At 57.0% G+C, this 21,102-nt stretch carries 20 protein-coding genes; 11 read left to right on the plus strand and 9 right to left on the minus strand.

Annotated elements, in window-relative coordinates; genetic code table 11:
- From GGR30_RS17410 to GGR30_RS17450, 9 genes are read right to left on the minus strand one after another with little or no spacing between them, the layout of a single operon-like run.
- The gene (locus tag GGR30_RS17410; protein ID WP_183488784.1) at window positions 1-516 is read right to left on the minus strand and encodes a hypothetical protein; all 516 of its coding nucleotides are present in this window, start codon (window positions 514-516) and stop codon (window positions 1-3) included.
- A complete protein-coding gene (locus GGR30_RS17415) occupies window positions 516-1,625 on the minus strand; it encodes a hypothetical protein (RefSeq protein ID WP_183488787.1) in 1,110 nt (369 codons plus the stop codon). The genes GGR30_RS17410 and GGR30_RS17415 overlap by 1 nt, the downstream gene beginning before the upstream one ends.
- The gene (locus GGR30_RS17420) at window positions 1,625-2,218 is read right to left on the minus strand and encodes a hypothetical protein (protein ID WP_183488790.1); all 594 of its coding nucleotides are present in this window, start codon (window positions 2,216-2,218) and stop codon (window positions 1,625-1,627) included. The genes GGR30_RS17415 and GGR30_RS17420 overlap by 1 nt, the downstream gene beginning before the upstream one ends.
- Window positions 2,215-2,934 (minus strand): hypothetical protein, encoded by a 720-nt coding sequence (locus tag GGR30_RS17425; RefSeq protein ID WP_183488793.1) that lies wholly within the window; start codon window positions 2,932-2,934, stop codon window positions 2,215-2,217. Before GGR30_RS17425 ends, GGR30_RS17420 begins: the two co-directional genes overlap by 4 nt.
- Window positions 2,931-3,767: a hypothetical protein gene (locus GGR30_RS17430; RefSeq protein ID WP_183488796.1), complete on the minus strand. Its 837-nt coding sequence runs from the start codon at window positions 3,765-3,767 to the stop codon at window positions 2,931-2,933. The genes GGR30_RS17425 and GGR30_RS17430 overlap by 4 nt, the downstream gene beginning before the upstream one ends.
- Entirely contained in the window at window positions 3,764-6,790 is a 3,027-nt protein-coding gene (locus GGR30_RS17435) for a hypothetical protein (protein ID WP_183488799.1), read from the minus strand. The genes GGR30_RS17430 and GGR30_RS17435 overlap by 4 nt, the downstream gene beginning before the upstream one ends.
- Before the next feature lies 1 nt (window position 6,791).
- Entirely contained in the window at window positions 6,792-7,166 is a 375-nt protein-coding gene (locus GGR30_RS17440) for a hypothetical protein (protein ID WP_018067328.1), read from the minus strand.
- Between the two features lie 14 nt (window positions 7,167-7,180).
- Window positions 7,181-7,723: a hypothetical protein gene (locus GGR30_RS17445; RefSeq protein ID WP_183488801.1), complete on the minus strand. Its 543-nt coding sequence runs from the start codon at window positions 7,721-7,723 to the stop codon at window positions 7,181-7,183.
- Window positions 7,724-7,731: 8 nt separating this feature from the next.
- Window positions 7,732-8,214 carry a hypothetical protein gene (locus tag GGR30_RS17450; RefSeq protein ID WP_183488804.1) on the minus strand — a complete coding sequence of 161 codons (483 nt, stop codon included), beginning with the start codon at window positions 8,212-8,214 and terminating at the stop codon, window positions 7,732-7,734.
- A 145-nt stretch (window positions 8,215-8,359) separates the two neighbouring features.
- Between GGR30_RS17450 and GGR30_RS17455 the strand changes: the two genes are divergently transcribed.
- The 11 genes from GGR30_RS17455 (at window position 8,360) to GGR30_RS17505 (ending at window position 20,904) form a co-directional block, all read left to right on the plus strand.
- Window positions 8,360-9,496 (plus strand): DsbA family protein, encoded by a 1,137-nt coding sequence (locus GGR30_RS17455; protein WP_183488807.1) that lies wholly within the window; start codon window positions 8,360-8,362, stop codon window positions 9,494-9,496.
- Window positions 9,497-9,498: 2 nt separating this feature from the next.
- Window positions 9,499-10,140, plus strand: coding sequence for a type IVB secretion system apparatus protein IcmL/DotI (locus GGR30_RS17460; protein WP_183488810.1), 642 nt, complete (start codon window positions 9,499-9,501; stop codon window positions 10,138-10,140).
- On the plus strand, window positions 10,140-11,159 hold the full coding sequence (locus GGR30_RS17465) for a DotH/IcmK family type IV secretion protein (protein WP_210288097.1): 1,020 nt from the start codon (window positions 10,140-10,142) through the stop codon (window positions 11,157-11,159). Before GGR30_RS17460 ends, GGR30_RS17465 begins: the two co-directional genes overlap by 1 nt.
- A complete protein-coding gene (locus tag GGR30_RS17470) occupies window positions 11,156-12,448 on the plus strand; it encodes a DotG/IcmE/VirB10 family type IV secretion system protein (protein ID WP_183488813.1) in 1,293 nt (430 codons plus the stop codon). Before GGR30_RS17465 ends, GGR30_RS17470 begins: the two co-directional genes overlap by 4 nt.
- On the plus strand, window positions 12,448-12,768 hold the full coding sequence (icmT, locus tag GGR30_RS17475; protein ID WP_183488815.1) for an IcmT/TraK family protein: 321 nt from the start codon (window positions 12,448-12,450) through the stop codon (window positions 12,766-12,768). Before GGR30_RS17470 ends, icmT begins: the two co-directional genes overlap by 1 nt.
- Before the next feature lie 385 nt (window positions 12,769-13,153).
- A complete protein-coding gene (gene repC, locus GGR30_RS17480) occupies window positions 13,154-14,458 on the plus strand; it encodes a plasmid replication protein RepC (protein WP_183488818.1) in 1,305 nt (434 codons plus the stop codon).
- Window positions 14,459-14,483: 25 nt separating this feature from the next.
- Window positions 14,484-14,996: a thermonuclease family protein gene (locus GGR30_RS23440; protein ID WP_246414000.1), complete on the plus strand. Its 513-nt coding sequence runs from the start codon at window positions 14,484-14,486 to the stop codon at window positions 14,994-14,996.
- Window positions 14,997-15,004: 8 nt separating this feature from the next.
- Window positions 15,005-15,811, plus strand: a complete 807-nt coding sequence (locus GGR30_RS17490; RefSeq protein ID WP_183488821.1) for a hypothetical protein — start codon at window positions 15,005-15,007, stop codon at window positions 15,809-15,811.
- 345 nt (window positions 15,812-16,156) lie between these two features.
- Entirely contained in the window at window positions 16,157-17,653 is a 1,497-nt protein-coding gene (gene istA / locus GGR30_RS17495) for an IS21 family transposase (RefSeq protein ID WP_183488824.1), read from the plus strand.
- The gene (gene istB, locus GGR30_RS17500; RefSeq protein ID WP_183488828.1) at window positions 17,650-18,408 is read left to right on the plus strand and encodes an IS21-like element helper ATPase IstB; all 759 of its coding nucleotides are present in this window, start codon (window positions 17,650-17,652) and stop codon (window positions 18,406-18,408) included. Before istA ends, istB begins: the two co-directional genes overlap by 4 nt.
- A gap of 309 nt (window positions 18,409-18,717) precedes the next feature.
- Window positions 18,718-20,904, plus strand: coding sequence for a putative bifunctional diguanylate cyclase/phosphodiesterase (locus GGR30_RS17505; RefSeq protein WP_210288098.1), 2,187 nt, complete (start codon window positions 18,718-18,720; stop codon window positions 20,902-20,904).
- Window positions 20,905-21,102: the final 198 nt, after the last annotated feature.

Genomic DNA, 21,102 nt, shown 5'->3' on the forward strand with positions numbered 1-21,102 from the left:
TCAATCCTTCCTGATTATCTGCATGTCGTAAGGAAGACGGTGCTGGAGGTAGTCCGCAAAGGGGCCGAAACGGCCCTGTCGGATTTGCCAGTAGGCAAAATCGGCTTTCATCGCTTTGACCGCCAACAAAAATGCCAAAACGATGAGCGCTATGAACGTGAAGATGCTGAAAATGCCGAAGGCAATCAGGGCCGGAATCGCTGCGAGACTAAGAAACGCGATGATCGTATAAACCGTTCGCTCCCTTAGCCAGGCGCGGGCGTCGTCGTCGATTTCATCTTGGCTCATGCCGGAGGTCTGAGCCTTGAAACGGGCGATGCCGCCGTCTTCGTCCGTCTTATAAAACTTGTCGCGAGAATAGCGTTTCGGCCGCATTGTACGGGCGATGACATCCCAGGCAGCCACGCCGACCGAAAACCCGGACGTGACGATGAAGGCAAGCTGATGAATGCCGCCGCGTCGGGCAAGCCAGCCAGTCTTATGCGGATCAGCCTGCCGGTTCCGCCGCCTTTTCATCAGTCGTTCACCGGGATTACGGTTGTCCTGCTGTCGCGATCGTCAAGCTGAAGAGCGAGCAGTGCAGACAGGGCGGCCGCCTGTCGCCGTTCGAGTCCGAAACGCTCCCAGGAGACGTAGAGCTGCAGCGCATTGGTCAGAAGGTTTTCGCGCTCAACGGCCTCTGGCGACATCTTGGCAACCGCCTGATGCCATTCCGGATTCGGGAAGCGACTTTCAACGAAAATATCCAAAGCCTGAAGCTTCGAAACCTTGTCTCCGATTTCATAGGGGTAATTGGTCGGTGCAGCCTTTTTGGCCCAATCGGCGAGCTCACTGCTGCCGGTCGGCGCGCTCAGGTCGCCAAGGTAGGAGAGAATGGCGTGGGAGGCCGACCGGCGTGTCGCGTCGACCTGGCGCGCCGCCATCTGTGCCTTTCCTGCCGGCGTTTTCGCTTCACCTTCCGTGATTGGCTTTGCCGGGATCGGGTCGACCATATTGTTGACCATGCGCGCATATGCCTGGGCGACCTTGCCTTCGGATGTATCCAACGTCTGCGCGTCGGTGAGGAAGCGAATGTCAGATGTGGGATCTTTGAAACCGCCAACATCTTCCAGCTCGTCTCGGTCCTTGATAATGGCATTGGCGATCGCAAGCCCACCCTGGGACACTGCCTGTCCCTCAGCACCGTTTCCACGCGAGCGATTGCGGGACAGGTTCGAGACGTCAGTCCCGCCGACGCCATAGGAAGCGGTTCCGCCGCCGAATTGCATCAGACCGGAAAGGTCGAAGCACGCTGATGCGGCCGGATCGTAGCGGCCGCCTTCCGCCTTGCCGCGGGCCTCCTGACGCGCCCGCAGCGTGTCATTCAACTGTGCTGCGTCCTCGATGCGCTTTTGCGCCTCTACGGAGCGATCGGAATAGGCACTCAGCTGTGCGACCCCTTTCAGGATCGTGTCCGCAATCTGCTGCCCGACATCTGTCGTGTGGTCGTTCACGTCCTGGATGGTCTTGTTGCTGTATTGAGCAACAATGTTGCGCACGCCACCGCAAGAGCATGCCGCCTCAGCCGACTGCGCCAGACCGACACTCGCAACCGAAACCAACAGGCCGTAAATCAGATGTTTCATCACTGTCCTCCGGTGCCATAGAGCTTCTGATAGGTGTCGCGCAGCAGCGAATTCTCGCCAGCGTCTCTAACGCCCGCGTCGCCGCCATAGTCGCCGCCCTGTGACAAACCCATTTTGACGGACCCGAAGTCGAGTACGTCACTGGAACCGCCGGTAAAGCTGTCTACCGAGATGCCGTCGAAGGACGGCAGCTGAAGCGCCGACGTCAGGGGCTCCGTGGCCTTGTCCCAGGCTTCTTGTGCAAAGGAGCAGATCTGTTGTTCCGCGTTGGACAATGCAGAATCGAACAGGCCCTGCACGTCAGGAACCTGAATGGCGATATCCAGATCCAGATTCATGAGATTGTCCAGGCAACCAAGGCCATCAACGGGCTTTGGTTGTTGAAGCGCCGCTTCTTTTCGCGCCACCTCAGTGTCGATTCCTGCGCGGATTGCGTCGGTCAAACTGACTTTGACTGTGTCAGTACATGCGCCGCTTTGGCCGCCGAGCATGGAATCGAATAGCTGTTCGATCTGGTCGGTTCCCTCTGCGGCATGGGTCAATCCCGCGTGCAGCATCAGGGCAGGTGCAAAAAACAATACAAGCTTCTTCATAGCGTTTTCTTTTCTCCCTGATATGGCGGCACTTCCTGAATGAGAACGGGCCGCTTTGATCCAAAGCCGGGAAAGTCGCTGGTCGCGCCATACATTCCCCCGACGGAATAGGTGTTCGTGTATCCGAAGCCGTCGTATGAATTGCCGTTGATGGATGCCATGCGCTTCAGGATGAGATCCTGCAGCTCCGCGTAGGATGACAGGCCATTGGCCGCGAGATAGCTCTCGGGTAGCGCGTTGGGATCAAAACCGCTTGCGACCCAATCGTTCAGGGCGCCGGCGCCAAGAAAATGCGCCGCATCCAGAAGGCTTTCCTGTGTGATCTGCACGCCATTGACTGTCTGACCAACCAGCCCGCGTGTTTGGGAACTCATTGAATTCCAGTTGCTGATGGTCAGCTCGTTTACGGCGCGTTCTTGCAGCGCCTGACCAGCTTCGGAATAACGGAGATCGTCGAGCGATGAGACGCCGGCGGCGCGGGCCTTGTCTGTGAAGGTGTAGTTCGACCAGTTGCCACCAGATCCCTGGGTGTATCCGAGCGTGGCCCACGTACCGGCCGTGATCTGGTACTTGCCGAGCGCGGTGCCCTTTTTGTTGATGACCGAGTAGCTGTCGCCTCCCTCATGTCCCTTGAGAGCATCCAGATATCCCGCATGTGCCGCTACCGATGCCAGTCCGAGCGAAAAAGCGGATAAGCACAAGATAACCTGTTTCATAACGGCTTCTCCCGACCAGCCTCCAGGACAGGCATAAGACCGATTGTCTTGACCCGTTCACCACTGCCGACGCTGTAAACGCCGATGCCGTCGTCGATCGACAATTCGATCAGGCGGTAACCTTCCTCGTCGCGCTCTGGCTCGAGAGCGAAATCTTCGGCATAGGTCCGGAAGTTGGCGATCGCCTTATTATCGCCGTTGAGGACAATCAGTGGGCAAGGACCATTGCCGCAATAGTAAAGGGAACGTGCTGTAATGACGGTCTCGTCGCCGCTCTTCAGGTTCACGTCAAATGCGAGAAACTCGGGCGGTTCGATGCCCTCCGGAGGGGCCGACCGAGCATTCAGGACGCCATAGGCAGCACGCTTCTCATCTTCCGTGGCAACACGGGATTCGAAAACGTCGCCAAGCACCTGGGGTGAGTATGATGTGCTGAACCACTTCCAGACCCGGCCGTCTTCAGCATGGATGGAACGAATGCCATCCAATCCCACTTCGCCAATGCCAACCGCATCACCGAGACCACGCCAGACTTCAAGCCACATCGCGTCCGGCTCGCTGTAATAAAGAGCGACAACACCGCAATTGGGATCGCATTTGCGGTTGTCGCCGAGACGCACGACCATCTGGTCGTAGCTATCGGTTGGCTCTTCGAGCCAGACGCGCTCGGCCTCAACCATACGATAAAAGCGCCCATACATTTTGCGAGCAACCTGTGTCGCATCCGAATCCACGTCATTAAAGGTGATGTATTTGGTCGCTACATCCGTATCTTGCGCGACAGCTGCCGATGACGACAACAGAAGCGCCAGCGCCACGTTTCGAAAACTCATGCTACTGCCTCCTTCACAATTTGATCTGCAAGGTCGCGGATGACATCGCCTCTCTTGCCCTCGTCAACGGCAACGCCCCGATCTTCCAGCTCACCGAGCCGGCGTTCGATCGTTGCCTTTGCAGATCCGTCGGGAAACCGGGCGGCCAGAATGGCGCGCGCGCGCTTCGAACCGAGGCGGTCATAGAGCATGGACCGCAAGGCCGTGTCCTCGGATGTCGTTGACAGCGCCCATAGCTCGATCGGACCGAGCTCATTGATCAGATATTGGGTGTAAACACCGCTCTTAAGTGTCAGATAAGCCATGACCGGAGCGCCCTCGCCTGGGACGGGGCCATGCAGTGTACGCAGGATTGATCGAGCAGAGGCCGAAAGATTGTAGGTTTCGGAGACCTCTGAGATCGCGCTTTCTGTCGGTACATTGCAGAACCAGATATTGGTGACAAGCTTCTGAATGGCCTCATCGAAGTCATCCATCAGCTGCGATGCCAAGGCAATCTGGACACCCGCCTTACGGCATACCCGAACGTCATTGATAACCTGCTGGCGAATACCGAGCCCACCAGTCATGTGGTACTCGTCAAAGCACAGTCGTTTGTGCATCTGACGGTTATTTTTCCAACGGCGCAGATGATAGTCGATGTAAACTTGTGGCGCCTTGAGGCCTCGCAATTCGTCTTCATCCAACCAGAAGTCAGAGGTTACGGCATGGTGGGCCAGCATATACATGATAGCCGTATGTCGTTTCGCTTGCGGCCCGACCGTTGCGGTCACGTCCGACAGATCAAAGGCTATGATGCGCGCGCCGGAGACATCGAAGCGCGTCGGGCGAGCGAGAATGGGGAAATCCTTGGTCGCGGAGCTGACCATGCGCTGAAATGCTTTAAGCACGGGCTCCTGAGTGCGCGTCACCATTTCTCTGAACGGTTCTCGCACTGTCTCAGAATTCGACACCAGGATGAGATCTGACAGCGTCGGAACGGCAAAACGCTGCGCCAGCGCCGCTTCATGTCGTCGACCCTTTTCCATCAGAACATCGGTCACCTCCCACCAGGTCGAGGACTGGTCTGCGACATAGCCGATCTCGCCGAGAGCGGCGTCGACCTCATAGCTTTCCGATGGGACGTATTTCTTCGGCTCCCGGTCATCCGAAAACCGCTCATAAGCTTCGTTGATGCAGCTTGCCGCCAGCGCGGAAATGCCGTCATAGGCCGATTCAGCCCCGTCCGGCGTGCATAACAAGGTCACAAGATTGACGAGGTATCCGCGCTCGTGAGCCAGAGGAAAGCGCAATGCGAGTTGTGTGTCGAACGGATTGACCGAATACTGTTCTTCCATCCGGAGCCGGTGATAAACAATTTCGTGACGCCGGTTCGCCGGCAGGCTGTCACGCAGCAGCGAAATCAATCCGGCCGACGACGGGCCGACATCGATGATCGAAATGCGCGGCAACAATCCGCTACCATCATCTGACTGGCCACTTTGCGGGGACAACGCCACGCCAAGGTTCATCGAGTTCAGCAGGACAGACTTGCCGGAGCCCGGCGTTCCGACGATAACGTCGACCCATGACGTCTGCTTGGATGATCCCGGCTGATAGGGCCATAGCTTTCCGTCCGAAGTTCTGAACAGCACAGCGCCATGATCCCAGCATTTCGCCGGACGCGAAATCGGGCTCATCGCCAGTGCATGCGACAGGCTCGCTGCCATGGGCGGCGCCGTCGATGCGCAGTTCATCGCAAGCGCTGACGACATGACGTTTTCAACGGGATCTCCGATCAGCGCGTCGGTTTGCGCCGATCCCCAGCGCTCGACAGCTCGCCGTAGATTGGCAACCTGTCTCATGAGCACGTCCTTGTCCGTTTTTGGTGCCCAGGCCGCAAAGGAGACGCGAAAGCGAACTGCCGTATCGTCGATGCCGTCGGCTTCCCGCAAGGCATCGAACGCCTGTACGATACGCCGGTTGCGCGACGGCGCGGTCCAGGTGAACAGCCGCGCATATTGTTCTTTAAAGATCTGTCCTTGATAGCCGCCTGCTTCAGTCAGCATTGAGGTGCGCCAGGAAATCCTGTCTTTGCTGTCGAGAACCCGCCGCACAAGTTCGTTGAACGAAACAACGATTTCAGGCGGCAGGGACAAATCAAATCCTGAGAAGACGCTGTTGCCGATTTCAACTGTTGACTGATCGATGATCGTCGCGCTTTCGGTCAGCAACTGGCGAGAAAGCGCCGGCCATGTAAGATTGGATATGTCGCCCTTCTTCAGCTCCGCCTCGGTGGACGGCATTTTCTTCCGCATCGTGTCTCCTGGAAGAACAGGCTTCCAGCTTGGTGATGCATGCAGAAACTCGGGATAGAGAACGCCTCTGGCGGCTGTGATGGCGTTGCGGGCATCCAATCGCTCCATTTCGATGCCGACCAGCGCAAATTCGCGCAAAAGCGCATCCGAGACCGACCTGTGACGTGTTCTGAGTGCTTCCAGAGCAGCATCGGGCCATTGCGATTGTCGCATCGAGGGCGCGCCTGAGAGGTTTTTCCTCCTCGCCGCCTGCCCCGCCTTGATCTCGTTCTTTTTCAGGTTGGAGGGGCGTGACCACACCGCCAGATAAGAACGTTCTCCGGTCAGCTTTCGCGGCAAAATCCTACGGCGCTCGTCAATCAAGTCGCCAACGTCAAGCCCGCTGTCATGGGCGACGCGCCCTATCGAGCTTAATGCCATGTCGATTTCAGATGCGCCGAGATCCGGCGAATGGCCGAACCAGAATTGCAGGGCGCATCCGGGAGAGGCAAAATAGGGTGTGATCGTGCGTCGCAGCTGTTCCACAGTCTGCGACACTTCCGTTTCACCAGCCAGCGAGCGGAACCCTTCGAGCGCAAAGACACTCACCAGCGACCCGTCATCGGCGACAAGAGTATCATTGTCCTCCGCGGTCACCAGACGGCAATAGCCATCCAGCGACTTGCGGAAGACCGAGCGGCTCAAGGCTGCTGCGATGTAGTCGAGGGTTTCGCCGAAACGTGCCATATCAGTTAATGCTTCTCAGCGTTCCATCAATGGTCGAGGTATCCGCACCCGAGCCGAGGAAGCTCGTGACACCAACGCCAGCCCAGGCCGGCAAGCCGATCAACAGTGCGCCGGCGAGAAACCAGATGAGCATCGACATCGGGGAATGCTGTTGATGCGGATTCCTCGAGTTCGAGACGAGTTTCACAATGCCGATGATGATGCACAAAAGGCCGCCGAAGAAGGCGATGGAGCCGAGAAGGTCGGCCCATGGGCCAAGCGTGGTCGTCGAAAAATTGCTGGCTAGATCGCCCAGCGATTGTTGGGCCATCACTGGCCCAAGCATGGCCAGATAAAAGCCGGAAAATGTCAGCAGGCCGGTGCACTTTCTCTGCATTTGGTCTCTCCTTTTTATTTGACTAGAAGTTTCTCAAGCATCTGCAGGACAACGACGATGTTGATCGCCAACGTCCCTGCGACGAGATGGACAATCCCGCGTCCCGTGTCGCCGACTTGTCCGCCGTTGCCGGCGCGGGCGAGCAGGAACAGACCCCTTACAAATCCGAGAAGGCCGATGAATTGCGCGAACCGAACGAGAGCAATAACGGCTCGCTGGCTCATTTCGGCGGAAAGCGGCTTGGTGATTTCGGGCGCGTAGGTGAATACCTGTTCCGCCGACACGCTCTCGGATTGCAGGAAGAAGCTCATCAGGAATGCCCCGATGACCGTCGACAGCGAAATTAGAAGTGAGCCGACGAAGAACAGGACCAGCGGACCGGTGTATGAGCCAGACGCCGCGCCCCCAATACTACGGAGCTCGTGGGCTGAAGCCATGCCGACGATCGAGCGCGCCACGAATATGAGACCCACCAAAAAGCAAGTGCCTGCGACCAACGCCTGCAGGGGGGCAATGATCGCGACACCGCGCTCCAGAAGCTGGACAAAACTATCCATAGCCCGCCCTATTCCGCACTATCCCCGTCCGGGGCCGGCATGGCGACGACCGGATGGGTTACAATCTCGTGCTGCACGCCAACGCCGCCATTGGCGGCCTCGAAGCCAAGAGGCCCGCCGGTGCCCTGGAGCGTGACCAGTTCGTTCAGGATAAACTCGTCCTGCTTCTTCAGCTCATTCACATGACCGATAATGCGCTCAAGGACGCCGTTCCTGGCGGTCAGCGTGTTCAGTTGCTGTACCAGATCAGCCTGCGAAGTTTTAAGCCGTTGTACCTCTGAATGTAGCTCTGAGACCTGCGCCGATGTTGCATCGGAGACCCGACCTGATTTGACCGCCTCTGGTTGCCGCATAAACAGGTAGAGGTTGACCGCCGACACGGCCACAGCGACCAAGATCGCCATGAAAACAAGTGATTTCGGGCCACTTTTCAGCAAATTAGAGTTGCGTCGATACGATTCGTGTTCGTATAACTCAATTTGATTTGTCACGAGAGCCCCCGATGAGGTCTGATTTTTCCCCGAAATCACCCGTCTTCCAAGGGGACTTCACAGCTCCAATGTCTTGATGTATTACAGGCTCACGCCATTATATGCAACATTGACAGGAACAAAATAGCACCCGGGGGCCTCCTTAATGTTCAAACGCAAGTCGGCGGTTTCTACGTCCGTCCTTTTCCCCGCCGCCTTACTCGGCCTGTGGCCACTCGGGGCGATCGCCGAAAACGGGACTCAGGCCGACATCGATCTGCCCTGGCAGACCACTTTTGTCGGTTGCAGCACATCAGCAGCACCTTTTATCGAGAACCAGCTCAACCTCTACGGCGCGCGCCTGCTGATGAAAGTTGGCGGCATGCAGGCATGGGCTGTGCCGCAGGGTGACGGCACAGAGAAATTCGCGCTGACAACGGAAGACGGACTGACGATTTTCGGCTCGGTTGTCGGACCACAGGGCGAGGACATTTCCGGCGCGTTGCTATCGACCAAGCCGAATGCCGTCTCACTCAAAACCGCCATCGCCCCCCCTCTTTCACGGCCCCCTTCACCGAAGGTCGCCCACGAGGAGCCCGCTGCATCGAACCCCAGCGCTCTCGGACCCCCCGGTCGGTTGACCGAGGCAGTTCCTGCGGAAGCGGAACCTGTCAAAGCACCGTCTTCGGATGTAGTTGAACCGGGCGACGATGCCGCACGGGCCGCATCGGCCGATCAGGCGGACGCTGGCAAACCGCCCAAACTGGCGTCGGTGGGCTCTCAAAATACACCAGACATTCCGACCGCCCAATCTTTGGATGAGCTGGTGCAGCAGGCCCATGATTTCAGCGCCTGGTTCCCTGTCGGCAATCCAAAGCCCGACGCACCGACCTTTTTCCTGCTTGCCGATCCCACGTGCCCGCATTGTGCATGGTCAATAGATTCAATGAAGCCGCTCATCCAAAACGGCGATATCGACCTGCGCATCATTCTCGCCCCGATACTCAGCGAGGCGGCTTTCAATATTTCAGCCGCCATACTTCAGTCGGATGATGTCGGCACGGTCTTCCTGAAAAATGAGTATGCCGCGACTTCAAGCGTTGGTGGTCAAAAGGTTGCGGCAATCGCTTCCGACAAGATCGACGATCAGACAGCAGATATCCTTCGCCGAAACGTGTTGTGGATGCGCCAGAACGGGATCAAGGGCGTGCCCTTCTTCATCTACAAGACTCCTGAGGGCGGACAGTTCGCATTTGGCAATCTCACCCAGCAGGCGCTCGATACGGCGCTCACGATGGAGTAGTCATGAGCGAGCAATCCTACGGTGCACTTGAAACCGTCATGAAGCGCACACAGACATATCGGACAGCGTTCCGAGTGATGTCGGTGATTAGCGGTGCGCTTCTGGTCACAACCGTCGTTTCGGTGGGCGCGGCGGCCTATCTTTCCACTCATAAGCCCGAGCCGCGCTATTTTGCGACAACGACCAACGGCCAAATCTTGCCATTGGTGGCCTTGGATAAACCGCACCTCAATGCAAACGAAGTCGCCAACTTCGCCACCCAGGCCGTGACCGCCGCGTTAACCTATTCGTTTACCAACTATCGTGCCGACCTCACCGCTGTGCAGAAGTATTTCACCCAGCCCGCTGGATGGAATTCGTTCATCGACGCTCTCGACAAGAGCGGTCAGCTCGAAATGGTGAAGGAGCGCAGGCTGAATACCACGGCGGTCGCACAAGACGCGGTGATCCTGTCGCAGGGGCCAAACGCCCGCGGGGTCTATCAGTGGATCGTGCAGATCCCGCTCCGCATCACCTATGAATCCGCGAGCGAAGTGTCCGGGCAGGATCTTCTTGTGACAGTTACCATCAATCGGATGGAAACCTATCAGACCCCTGAAGCCGTCGCGATCAACCGCTTTATCGCAGCGCGTGGAGGCGCCTAATGAAAATGCGTACTTCAGGCGCCCTGCTATGCGTTCTCCTAGCGACCACTGCCCCTGCATTCGCGCAGGATGCGCCGAGCGGGCTTGCCCAAGCGGCTGCCCAAGGCACGCAGCGCGCCGAACAGATCAATCAGCAGCAAGCCGACCAGCAACAATACGAGCAGCCCGACAGCGAGTTTCCTGTCATTGGGTCTGACCATCTACTCAAGTCGCTGGATGAGTTGGACCGCCCACTTTCGCCAGAAGAAATCACGGCTTACGGCGCGGCGGTTCAATCTCAAATGCCGATGACCCCCGAGTTGATCCGCGACTACAAGCGTCGGGTGAATGAAAGCCAGAAAGCCGCAGCTCAACCGGCGACCGGCTTTCGGCCGAAGGCGATCTCTGATCAGGTTCAGGTTTCGCTCGAGGCAGCCGCCCAAACCACCGCGATCAAAACCTCACCCGGAACGATCTCCAACCTCGCCTTCTTTGACCGCACCGGAAAGGCTTGGCCCATTGCCAGCTATGGCGTCGGTCGCCCCAATGCGTTTCAGGTCTATGCGATGCAGGAGGGGAGCAATCAGCTCATGATCACGCCTCTTCTTCCGCATGCCTTTACAAACCTGACCGTTTCTCTGGTCGGTGAGGACCGGCCATTAATCATCGACGTCGAAACAAACGAAAAGGTCACTCAATATCGGCGCGACTATCAGGTCGACGGTCTTGGCCCGAACGCGCATGTTTCCACGGCCGTCAGCGCTCCGCCGAGCCGCGCCTCCAACCAGGTCATGATGGCGTTCGTCCAAGGCGCCGGCATTCCACAAAACGCCACGAGGCTTTCCACGGACGAACCGTCCGTATCGGCATGGCGATACGGAAAGGATCTCTACATCCGGACGACCAGCACGCTGCTTTCACCATCCTGGACTGAAAGCCTGACCGGTCCTGGCTCGGTGCACGCCTACAAGCTCAAACCTACGCCCGTTGCACTGATCTCGTCCGATGGCTCTGTCAAGAAAGTGAGAATTTTCCAATGACCGATGCAGAAAACCGATCTGACGAGAACCACAACAACCCCGATACCAGCGAAACGTACCAGGCCGCGCCGGAAGTCGAGACGGAATCGCCCATGAACGATGAACGGCGTTCCACGATCGATCGCAGCGCACAGCGCAACAATCGTATTGTCTACGGTGGTATTCTGGTGATCGCGGTCGGTCTTGGTTTCGTGTTGTGGCAGAGCTATTCGTCTTCGCCCGTTCCATCGTCGAGCGTTGCGCGCCCGCCGAATGTCGACAGTACGCCCGGTGGCGAACAGCAAGGACGTTCAGAGCGCTACCAGAATACGCTCGATCAGTCGAACGAGGTCGGTGCCAAGACAGCTTTTGAAAACGACGAGAGCTTCATCGCGACGCCTGACGAAGCCATGCGGTCGATTGATACGATCGGGCAAAAGAAAGAGCCGCCGCCGGTAAAACGGCCAGTCGCCCCCGCCAATGTAATCGAGCATCGCGACCAACCTGTTGAATACCGAACCGCCGATCGTCGGCCGCCACCCAAACCGCAAACTGACTATCGACGCATTGATCAGCTTGCGAGCGCCATGAGCGCGCAACAGCAAGGATTGCTTCAGTCCTGGCAGCCTGTGGCCTCGCAGGCGACAGTTGTCGTTGAACAGGATCTGTATACGCCGCCCGAACAGCTCACAGCCAGCAAAGGACAGGACGGTGGCAACGGTTCTGTGCAGGCGTCCGGTTCTTCGCCGGTTCAAACCTATGCAGTCGCCGGCGATACGGTCATGGCGCGTATCCAGAACGCTTCCGATTCCGATACGCCCGGACCTGTGATCGCCGAGATCATCAATGGCCCCCTAGATGGCGCACGCGCCATTGGCGCCTTTGAGGTAAACAAGACGCAGAGCGCGCTCGTCATTCAGTTCGATCGGATCGCGATGCCCGATGGCGCTAACTACGACACCAGCGCCTATGCGATCGATGCGCAGCAATCGACCATCGCGGTGAAGACAGACATCGACCGCCGTTATTTTCAGCGCTACGGCGGTAAACTGGCGGCCGCATTCATATCCGGTCTGAGCGGCTCTCTGTCTCAACCGCAACAGCAATATGTTGGCATTTCCGACAATATTGGCTCCATCATCACCAACAAGCCGACGGTGAACGAAAGCATCTATGCCGGCTTCGCCGCAGCTGGCGACGCCATTTCCAGCGACCTCAACAACAATGCGCCAAGCGGCCCTCTGGTCAAGGTTCGTGCCGGTCAGATGATCGGTATCCTGTTCCTCGAAAATGTCGGGGTGGCGAACTGATGGCGGAAAGCAGCTTCAATATCTACGGCACGCCGGTTTACTGGCGGGAAACAGTGCGAACGCCGCGCCTGCTTATCTTCGATGCCCGCCTGATATTCTTCTTCCTGCTTTTGATATTGCACCTGCGGCTATGGACCTTCATCGCTCTGGTGCTCGCGTGCTGCGGGTTCTGGCTCATCGAGCGCTATGGGTACGCTTTCCCGAATGCACTGAGGGCCATTCGCAGTCTTATTGCTGGCCGCCAACGCCCTGCCCTACCCGGCTACAGATACCGTTCAATGATCGACTATGGCTTTGAGACGCGTGAGGTTCCGGGATGAGCATAGCTCGAGCAAACACAGCCAAAGCTCCCGTCTGCGCATGTGTGCTCTCGGAAGGCATTGCCGGCGGCAGCGCAATTTGCGCTGTGGGTGGCGACTATAGCTTGATCAACGCGAGCCAGAACCAGTTGGCGGATGCCTCTGAATCTATTTTGGCTTCTGTGAAGTCAAACTCAGCGCGACAAAAAGGAGAGATGATTTGAGGTAGGCTTAAAACGACAAAGCCCCGCGCGGCGGCAACCGGCGAGGGCTTAGTGCTAAAATAGCCGAAGACATTGATAGGCTCTTTTTAGCATTCACCCGACATCGTAGGCAAGAGGAAAAACGCATTTTATGCGCACGATACCGCTTTGCCTGCTTCCTGCTCATAAGCAAGGAAAACGGAATGTTAAAATCATCGAGTGCACAGCCGTCAGGCTGGCGCAAACAAACGCCAGACCGCGCTTACTTTTCCGACCTAGCGGTCAAAGCTCTCATCGGCGATCACAGCCGCGCCGAAATCAGACAGCTTCTCAATCGCATTCGGCCCGTCCTGCGGACGAACACCACGCAAATGCTCCTGTTGAATATCCTTTTCGATGCCACCTATGAGCAAGACTGGCAGAAAGGATCGAAGCCGGTCGTCTGGCTGTCCAACGACGCCCTTGCCCGCCAGCTCAATATCAGCGTCAGCGCCACGCGCGCCGCGCTGCGGGCGCTCACTGACATGGGCGTCATTACGCATCATGACAGCGCCAATTGCCGCCGCTTCGGGCATCGCGACCGATCCGGCCGGATTGTTCATGCCCACGGCATCAGCCTTGCCTTGCTGGAAGCGCGGTTTGACGAGCTGACGGCCAAGGCCGACAGGCTCGATCTCGAAAACCATCGCCGGCGCGTCCTGCGCAACGACATCACGTCGCTTAGGCGCAACATCATGGCCGCCCTGGATATGTCGAAAGAGACGCTTCCAGCGCGCCGCTGGCATAGCTTCGCAAAGCGGCTCGATCATCTGAGGGCATTCCTGGGCAAGATTGGCCGCGCCAGTCTCGATCACCTTGAGCGTATGCACCGCGATTTCGAACGCCTTTGGAAGACGCTCAATGCGATGGTCATGCGTGATAAGGACAAGGAAACTGACACCACGGAGTCCGTCAACAGACATCTATTAAAACCTACAACCGAACCTGAAATAGTATCTTGTAATGACGAACGGAGTTGCGCTGACGCGCAACACTCTGGCTTTCAAGCTGACAGCGCCTGCGGCGCTGAAAGAATGGCTCTTGAAAATGAGCCTGAGCGGATTGTGAAGCCCGAACAAGCGGAAAATCCGGTGAAGTCCGGACGGCGAATAGATCTTCGAACCGTGCTGACAGCGTGCCCGATCATTTCCGAACTTTCCCCCGTGCCACCGCGAAGCTGGCGCGAATTGGACGCATACGCCGCTGAACTTCGCCCCATGCTCGGCGTGTCGGCTCACGCCTGGGCGGAAATGCGACAGGTCGCAGGGCAAGAGCTCGCTTCGCTCGCCCTCGCCATCACCGCCCAAAAGCAGGCCGACGGCGAGGTCAGTTCGCCGGGAGGCTATCTGCGGGGAATGGCCCGGAAAGCCGCCGACGGCGAATTGCATCTCGAAAAGTCTTTGCACGGGCTACTCGCTCGAAAATTGGCCGCGCGGCCGGATCAAGGCCGCCAAGAGCTGTTCCAATAGTGGGTTAGGAGGCTGAAATTCCACCATGAAACGCATGCGATCCAAGTTTTTGCTCGGTATTGCCGGGGCCGTCGCGATCATTGCCGCCATTCCGGAGGCCGGCAACTTCGTCCAATCGATTGGCGTGCCGAAATCGATCCTTCGCGAAATCGGCCGGCAATCTGAGAAATACAGTCGGCAAACGACAATCGTCACCAGTGCCGGGGAAATCAGCGTTTACGACGGGGACACCATCAAAATCGGCGGTCAACGGATGCGCTTGCTCGACATCGACACACCCGAGATTTCCAAGCCGCGGTGCAGCTATGAGGAAAAGGCGGGGTCTGAGGCCCGGGACAGGCTGCGAGAGCTGATCGGTCAGGCCGGGACCGTCGAAATCATCGACAGCGGAACAACCGACAAGTACGGTCGGAATCTGATCCATGTCGAGATCGACGGTCGGGACGCGGGTAAGGTCCTCTTAAACGAAGGTCTTGCGCTTCGCTACCGGGGCGGGTCCGCCGCCTGGAGCGCGAGAAAACGGCATTGGTGCGGGTGAAAGAGAATATGGCGAACCAAAAATACGACGATATTCCAAGAATTTTGGCTGAATACAACGATATTATGAGGGTGCTCGTCGAACGGTTGGATACACCTCAGACTAGAAAGACATTGGACGCTCTGTTGGATGAGATCCGGGGCGTAGTCAACGCAATCACCCCTTTGGCCGTTTTCTCTGCCAAATTTGATCAAACCATGCAGCTCAACGAGAAAATAGTGCAAATTGGCTGGATGCCTCACCCGGTTTTTCCGCTTGATACGCTCGACTTGCATCTACAAGACTCCGAACTTGACGCACTTCTCGCCCGATATGTCGAGGAAAATTTCGAAGCAATAGAATGCTTCTTTATAGAGAGTGCCACGAAATATGGCATTACTGATACAGTGCCGATGGTGATGACCGAGGCGTTGAATTGCCATTGTCATAATAACTACCGCGCTGTGGTCCGTCTGCTGTTTCCGGAAATCGAGAGTGCAGCGCGAACGGTTTTCAGGTACCCCATCCAAAAGGGCATTGCGAGCATACCGGATGTGCGCGAGATAATTGGGAAGTTGTCGTTTCCAATGGTATTTGACCACCCCGGAACATTCTCAATATATGATAAGCTCAATGAACATATGTATCGCCAAGTTAAATCATCTCTAGAATTAACCGCTGCGCAAGCCGATCCGGTCCCGAACCGTCATGCTGCAATCCACGGTTTGGTCGATTATAGTTCGATGCAGAACAGCATGAACACGATCATCATGGCCGATTTCATCTTTAGGCTTTTGGGTGAGATTTCGAAGATGCCTCGCAAAAACGGGAACTAGATCTCTGTCTAAATCTATTGGCCTTTCGCCCGTTGGCCGACCGCGCTCTATGTCTTCGGCACGAAGCCAGCCTTTGGTCGTCTTCGCCCATTCGGGTGACGATCGCTAAGGCAGACTGCCGCCATTGGCATCGGGCAATGAAGGACCGGCCATCGATGCAGTCGGTCGCGGCTGCGCTTCGCTTTAAACTGGAACTTCGTCGTAAGTGTGCGTCTCCCGATTGTGAGAACGGCGGTGCAAAAGTCGGCCACGGAAGCGGCGGAATAATTCGGTCGCGGGCGGCGTAAAAACCGGCCACCTATTTTCCTTCTGCAATGATCGCAGGAGGGACAGAGGATCTACACCGTGGAACTTTATCTGAAGGTTCGTCTGGCCGTCTCGGAAGGGATGAGCCGACGTCAGGCAGCCAAACACTTCAACATATCCCGCGACAGCGTAGCGAAGATGCTGTCGTATTCGACGCCACCTGGCTATCAGCGACAATCACCAGTCCGGCGGCCGAAGCTGGATGCGTTCGTTTCGACGATCGACCACTGGTTGGATGAAGACAGACACGTACCGCGCAAACAGCGCCATACGGCCAAGCGTGTATTTGACCGGCTTCGTGATGAGTGCGGGTTCACCGGCGGTTATACGATCATCAAGGACTATATCCGCGAACGGGAACAGCGCCGTCAGGAAGTCTTCGTGCCGCTTTCTCATCCGCCCGGCCATGCGCAGGCTGATTTCGGTGAGGCGATGGTGGTGATCGGCGGTGTTGAGCAGAAAGCCCGTTTCTTCGTACTCGATCTTCCGCATAGCGACGGTTGCTATGTGCGGGCTTATCCGGCGGCGGTGGCCGAGGCCTGGGTCGATGGCCACGTCCATGCATTTGCGTTCTTCGGGGCCGTGCCGCAATCGATCGTTTATGACAATGACCGCTGCCTTGTGGCGAAGATCCTGCCTGACGGCACGCGCAAGCGGGCAACACTGTTCAGCGGGTTCCTGTCCCACTACCTGATCCGGGATCGCTATGGCCGACCCGGAAAGGGCAATGACAAGGGGAATGTCGAGGGCCTCGTGGGCTATGCCCGGCGTAACTTCATGGTCCCCATCCCGCAGTTTCCGACGTGGGATGCGTTCAATGCCTTTCTGGAAGAACAGTGCCGCAAGCGCCAGCGCGACAGGCTGCGTGGTGAGAGCGAGACGATCGGTGAACGGCTGCAGCGCGATCTGGCGGCTATGTGCCCCTTGCCAGCGTCGCCCTTTGACGCCTGCGATCAGGCCAGCGCCAGGGTGACGGCCCAGTCTCTCGTTCGCTACAAGACGAACGATTATTCCGTACCCGTCGCCTATGGCCATCAGGACGTTTGGGTCCGAGGCTATGTCGACAAGGTGGTGATCGGTTGCCGCGGCGAGGTCATCGCTCGCCATCCCCGAAGCTTTGATCGGGAGGATATCATCTTCGATCCTGTGCATTACCTGCCGCTGATCGAGCGGAAGATCAATGCGCTTGATCAGGCAGCCCCTTTGCAGGGCTGGGATCTGCCGGAGGAATTCGCGACACTGTGCCGTCTGATGGAAGGCCGCATGGCAAAGCATGGCCGGCGAGAATACGTGCAGGTTCTTCGACTGCTGGAAAGCTTCGATATGGCTGACCTGCATGCGGCGATCAAGCAAGCCCTGCAACTCGGTGCGATCGGCTTCGACGCCGTCAAACATCTGATTCTTTGCCGGGTGGAGCGCCGGCCGCCTCGACTGGATCTGTCGATCTATCCCTACCTGCCGAGAGCAACCGTGGAGACGACATCGGCGAAGGCGTATATGGGCCTCCTGTCATCGGTGAAGGGAGAAGCGGCATGAGCGCCGAAGCCCCAGAGATCCTACTTGCCCACGACCTCAAGAGCCTGAAGCTGCCGACCTTCCAGCGGGAGTATCAGAAACTGGCCCGGCTTTGCGCCACCGAGGGCGTCGACCATATCGGATACCTCACCCGGCTTGCCGAGCGGGAAATGATCGAACGGGATCGCCGCAAGGTCGAGCGCCGTATCAAGGCAGCCAAATTCCCGGTCGTCAAAAGTCTCGACAGTTTCGATTTTGCCGCCATACCGAAGCTCAACAAGATGCAGGTGCTGGAACTGGCCCGCTGCGAATGGATCGAGCGTCGCGAGAACGTCATCGCTCTCGGCCCCAGCGGAACCGGCAAGACCCACATCGCGCTGGCCCTGGGCCTAGCCGCCTGCCAGAAGGGCCTGTCCGTCGGCTTCACCACGGCCGCTGCCCTGGTCAGCGAGATGATGGAGGCTCGTGACGAGCGGCGCCTCTTGCGTTTCCAGAAGCAGATGGCAGGATACAAGCTGCTGATCATCGACGAACTCGGCTTCGTGCCGTTGTCAAAGACCGGCGCGGAATTGCTGTTCGAGCTGATCTCGCAACGCTATGAGCGGGGCGCCACCCTGATCACCAGCAATCTGCCCTTTGACGAATGGACCGAAATCCTGGGATCCGAGCGACTGACCGGCGCTCTGCTCGACCGCGTCACCCACCACGTCAACATTCTCGAAATGAATGGCGACAGCTATCATCTCGCCCAAAGCCGCGCCCGAAAGGCCGGCTGAAACCCTTCAGAAAATCGCTACGCCGGTATGAGGCCCCCGCTCGGGCTACGCCCTCCCGCGAGCCTCATACCGGCGTCCAAAGTGGCCGACTTTTGCTCCGCCCCGTGGCCGGTTTTTACGCCGCCGTTGACAGGCAAGCGCCTGCAAGCTCTAAAAAAAACAGCGGGCCGATAAATGCGTAGTTCCAAGACCAAGGTTGATTTCTGACTTGATGCAGAATTCGGCTCGCATGTTGCGAATGCACTGTTTAATATTCTCAAATAAGACGTAAGTATTGAAGCGCCTTATTTTTTGAAAAAGGAGGCCGAATTGTGCCGTAGCTCTTTGTCTGATGCTGGACTTTATCCCATTCCGGAAGATGAGGGGGAAAGGCTCGAAGTTCTGCGTCAGTTCCAGATCATGGATACGCCTCAGGAAGAGAACTTCGATCGTTTGACGCGCCTTGCGGAACTGCTGTTCGATGTGCCGATTGTTCTCATCTCGATTGTGGGCAAGGACCGGCAGTTCTTCAAGTCTCGTGTCGGGCTCGATGTATGCGAGACGAGCCGCGATGTTTCGTTCTGTGCGCACGCCCTTGTTCAGGACGACGTTCTTTTCATACCCGATGCGCTGAAGGATCCACGCTTTTCGACAAATCCCCTGGTCCTTGGGCATCCTTTCATCCGCTTCTACGCCGGAAAGCCTCTGATTACACTGACAGGGCATAGGCTCGGCACTATCTGCCTGATCGACAATAAACCCAGGGAGTCTTTTTCAGAAGACGATCGCAAGATCCTGTCAGATATTGCGGCGCTGGTGATGGATCGCTTCGAGTTACGGCGATTGGAATTCATGCGATCAGTCAGTCATGAGCGCTTTGAGAGCATTGCCCGCAGCGCGCCCGACGCCATCATCTTTACTGACAGTGAAGGTAAGGTCACCTTCTGGAACAAGGCGGCCGAGACAATATTCGGATACAAGGAGGCGGAAATTCTGCATCAATCATCCGAGATGCTTCTGCCTGAAAGCTGGCATCCAATCTTTGATGCGGAAATGGAAAGACTAAGATCTGGTGCTCCGCTGGAGTTGGCCGACCGGATCGTAGAATTGTCGGGACTGAGAAAAGATGGAACCGAATTTCCCTCAGAGTTCTCACTTTCAACATGGTATGAAGGGGATCAGATTTGTGCTGGTGCGATTGTAAGGGATATCAGCGAGCGTCGGTACAATGAGGAACGTCTATTCCGCCTTGCCTCTCTTGACCCGCTGACGGATCTTCCAAACCGCGGAGCCTGGAGGGCGTGCCTCCAGAAAGAGCTTAGGGGCCACAACCCTCTGACCGTTTTATTGATGGACCTCGACGGCTTCAAGGAGGTCAACGACACGCACGGGCATTCCGCCGGGGATGCCATGCTCAAAAACGTGGGCCAGCGTCTCCAGCGCGTTTGTGCCGATGCCGTGATGATTGCACGATTGGGCGGCGATGAGTTTGTTGCGCTTCTAAGAGGTAATGACGAACATGCAGCGCTCGTGAAGGCTCGCGAAATCATCAGGACTGTATCGGAGCCTTACGAGTTTGCCGGATTGCGGGCCGATATTGGAATAAGCATAGGAATATCGCTTGCTCCTCAACATAGCGCACGGCCTGAAGAATTGCTTGGTGCTGCCGATCTTGCACTCTATCGCGCTAAAAAGGACGGCAAGGGTCGCTCGGAGCTGTTTGTGCCAGCGCTGCGCGAGGTCGCGGTCGCTCGGCGCGCCTTCGAAAATGAACTGAAACGCGCTTTTTCGGAAAGGGAGTTCGAGCTTTTCTTTCAACCTCAGTTCGAAGTCGAAACGATGCGGTTAATGGGGGCTGAGGCCCTGCTGCGATGGAACCACCCAGAGCGCGGCTTGTTGTCGCCTGCTTCCTTTATCGATGTGCTTAGCAAAAAGGCGTCATCGCCCGAAATTGGCGAGTGGATATTGCGTAGTGCTCTGAGACAGACGGCGGCATGGCGAAAGCAGGTGCCGCATTTCCGCGTGGGCGTCAATCTGTTTGAAAGCCAGTTTCGACGCGGAGATCTTGTTCAGGTTGTCGAGAACGCCCTTGCGCATTTTTCGTTAAGCGCGGATGCTCTCGAGCTTGAAATCGTAGAAGATACGCTTCTTCACGACGACTCATCAACACTCGAGATGCTGAAGGAGCTGCGCAACCTTGGCGTAGGATTGGCCTTTGATGATTATGGCACCGGCTTCGCATCCCTCAGTCTCCTGAAAAAGTTCCCTGTGAGCCGGTTGAAGATCGACCGTACATTCATCCGCGATATCGACACAAATCCCGAAGACGAAGCTATTGTCCGCGTCATTCTTCATCTGGGCAGGGTATTCGGAATGAAGGTTATTGCTGAAGGTGTTGAGACCGAAGCTCAGATGGAACGCCTAAGGAAGTTCGACTGCCCCGAAGTCCAGGGCTACCTGTTCGGTCGACCAATGCGAGCAGCTGATTTCGAAGAAACCTACATTTTTAATGGTTGAAGAATTGGCTCTAGACGCCAAGTGCATTGTTAGCGTGTGTCTAATTCGAGTCGAGATGCTAGCAGTGGCGGCTGTTACGTTTCCCGGGCTTTTTTGTATACGTCAGGCGTTGTTTCCCAAAGTGGTAGGAGGGAGCGTTCCTCAATTACGGAACTTCAAATTGAAAGAATACAGGGTATGGGGCCTGTGCAGGAGGAG

It is taken from the genome of Martelella radicis (assembly GCF_014196625.1).
GTDB lineage: Bacteria > Pseudomonadota > Alphaproteobacteria > Rhizobiales > Rhizobiaceae > Martelella > Martelella radicis.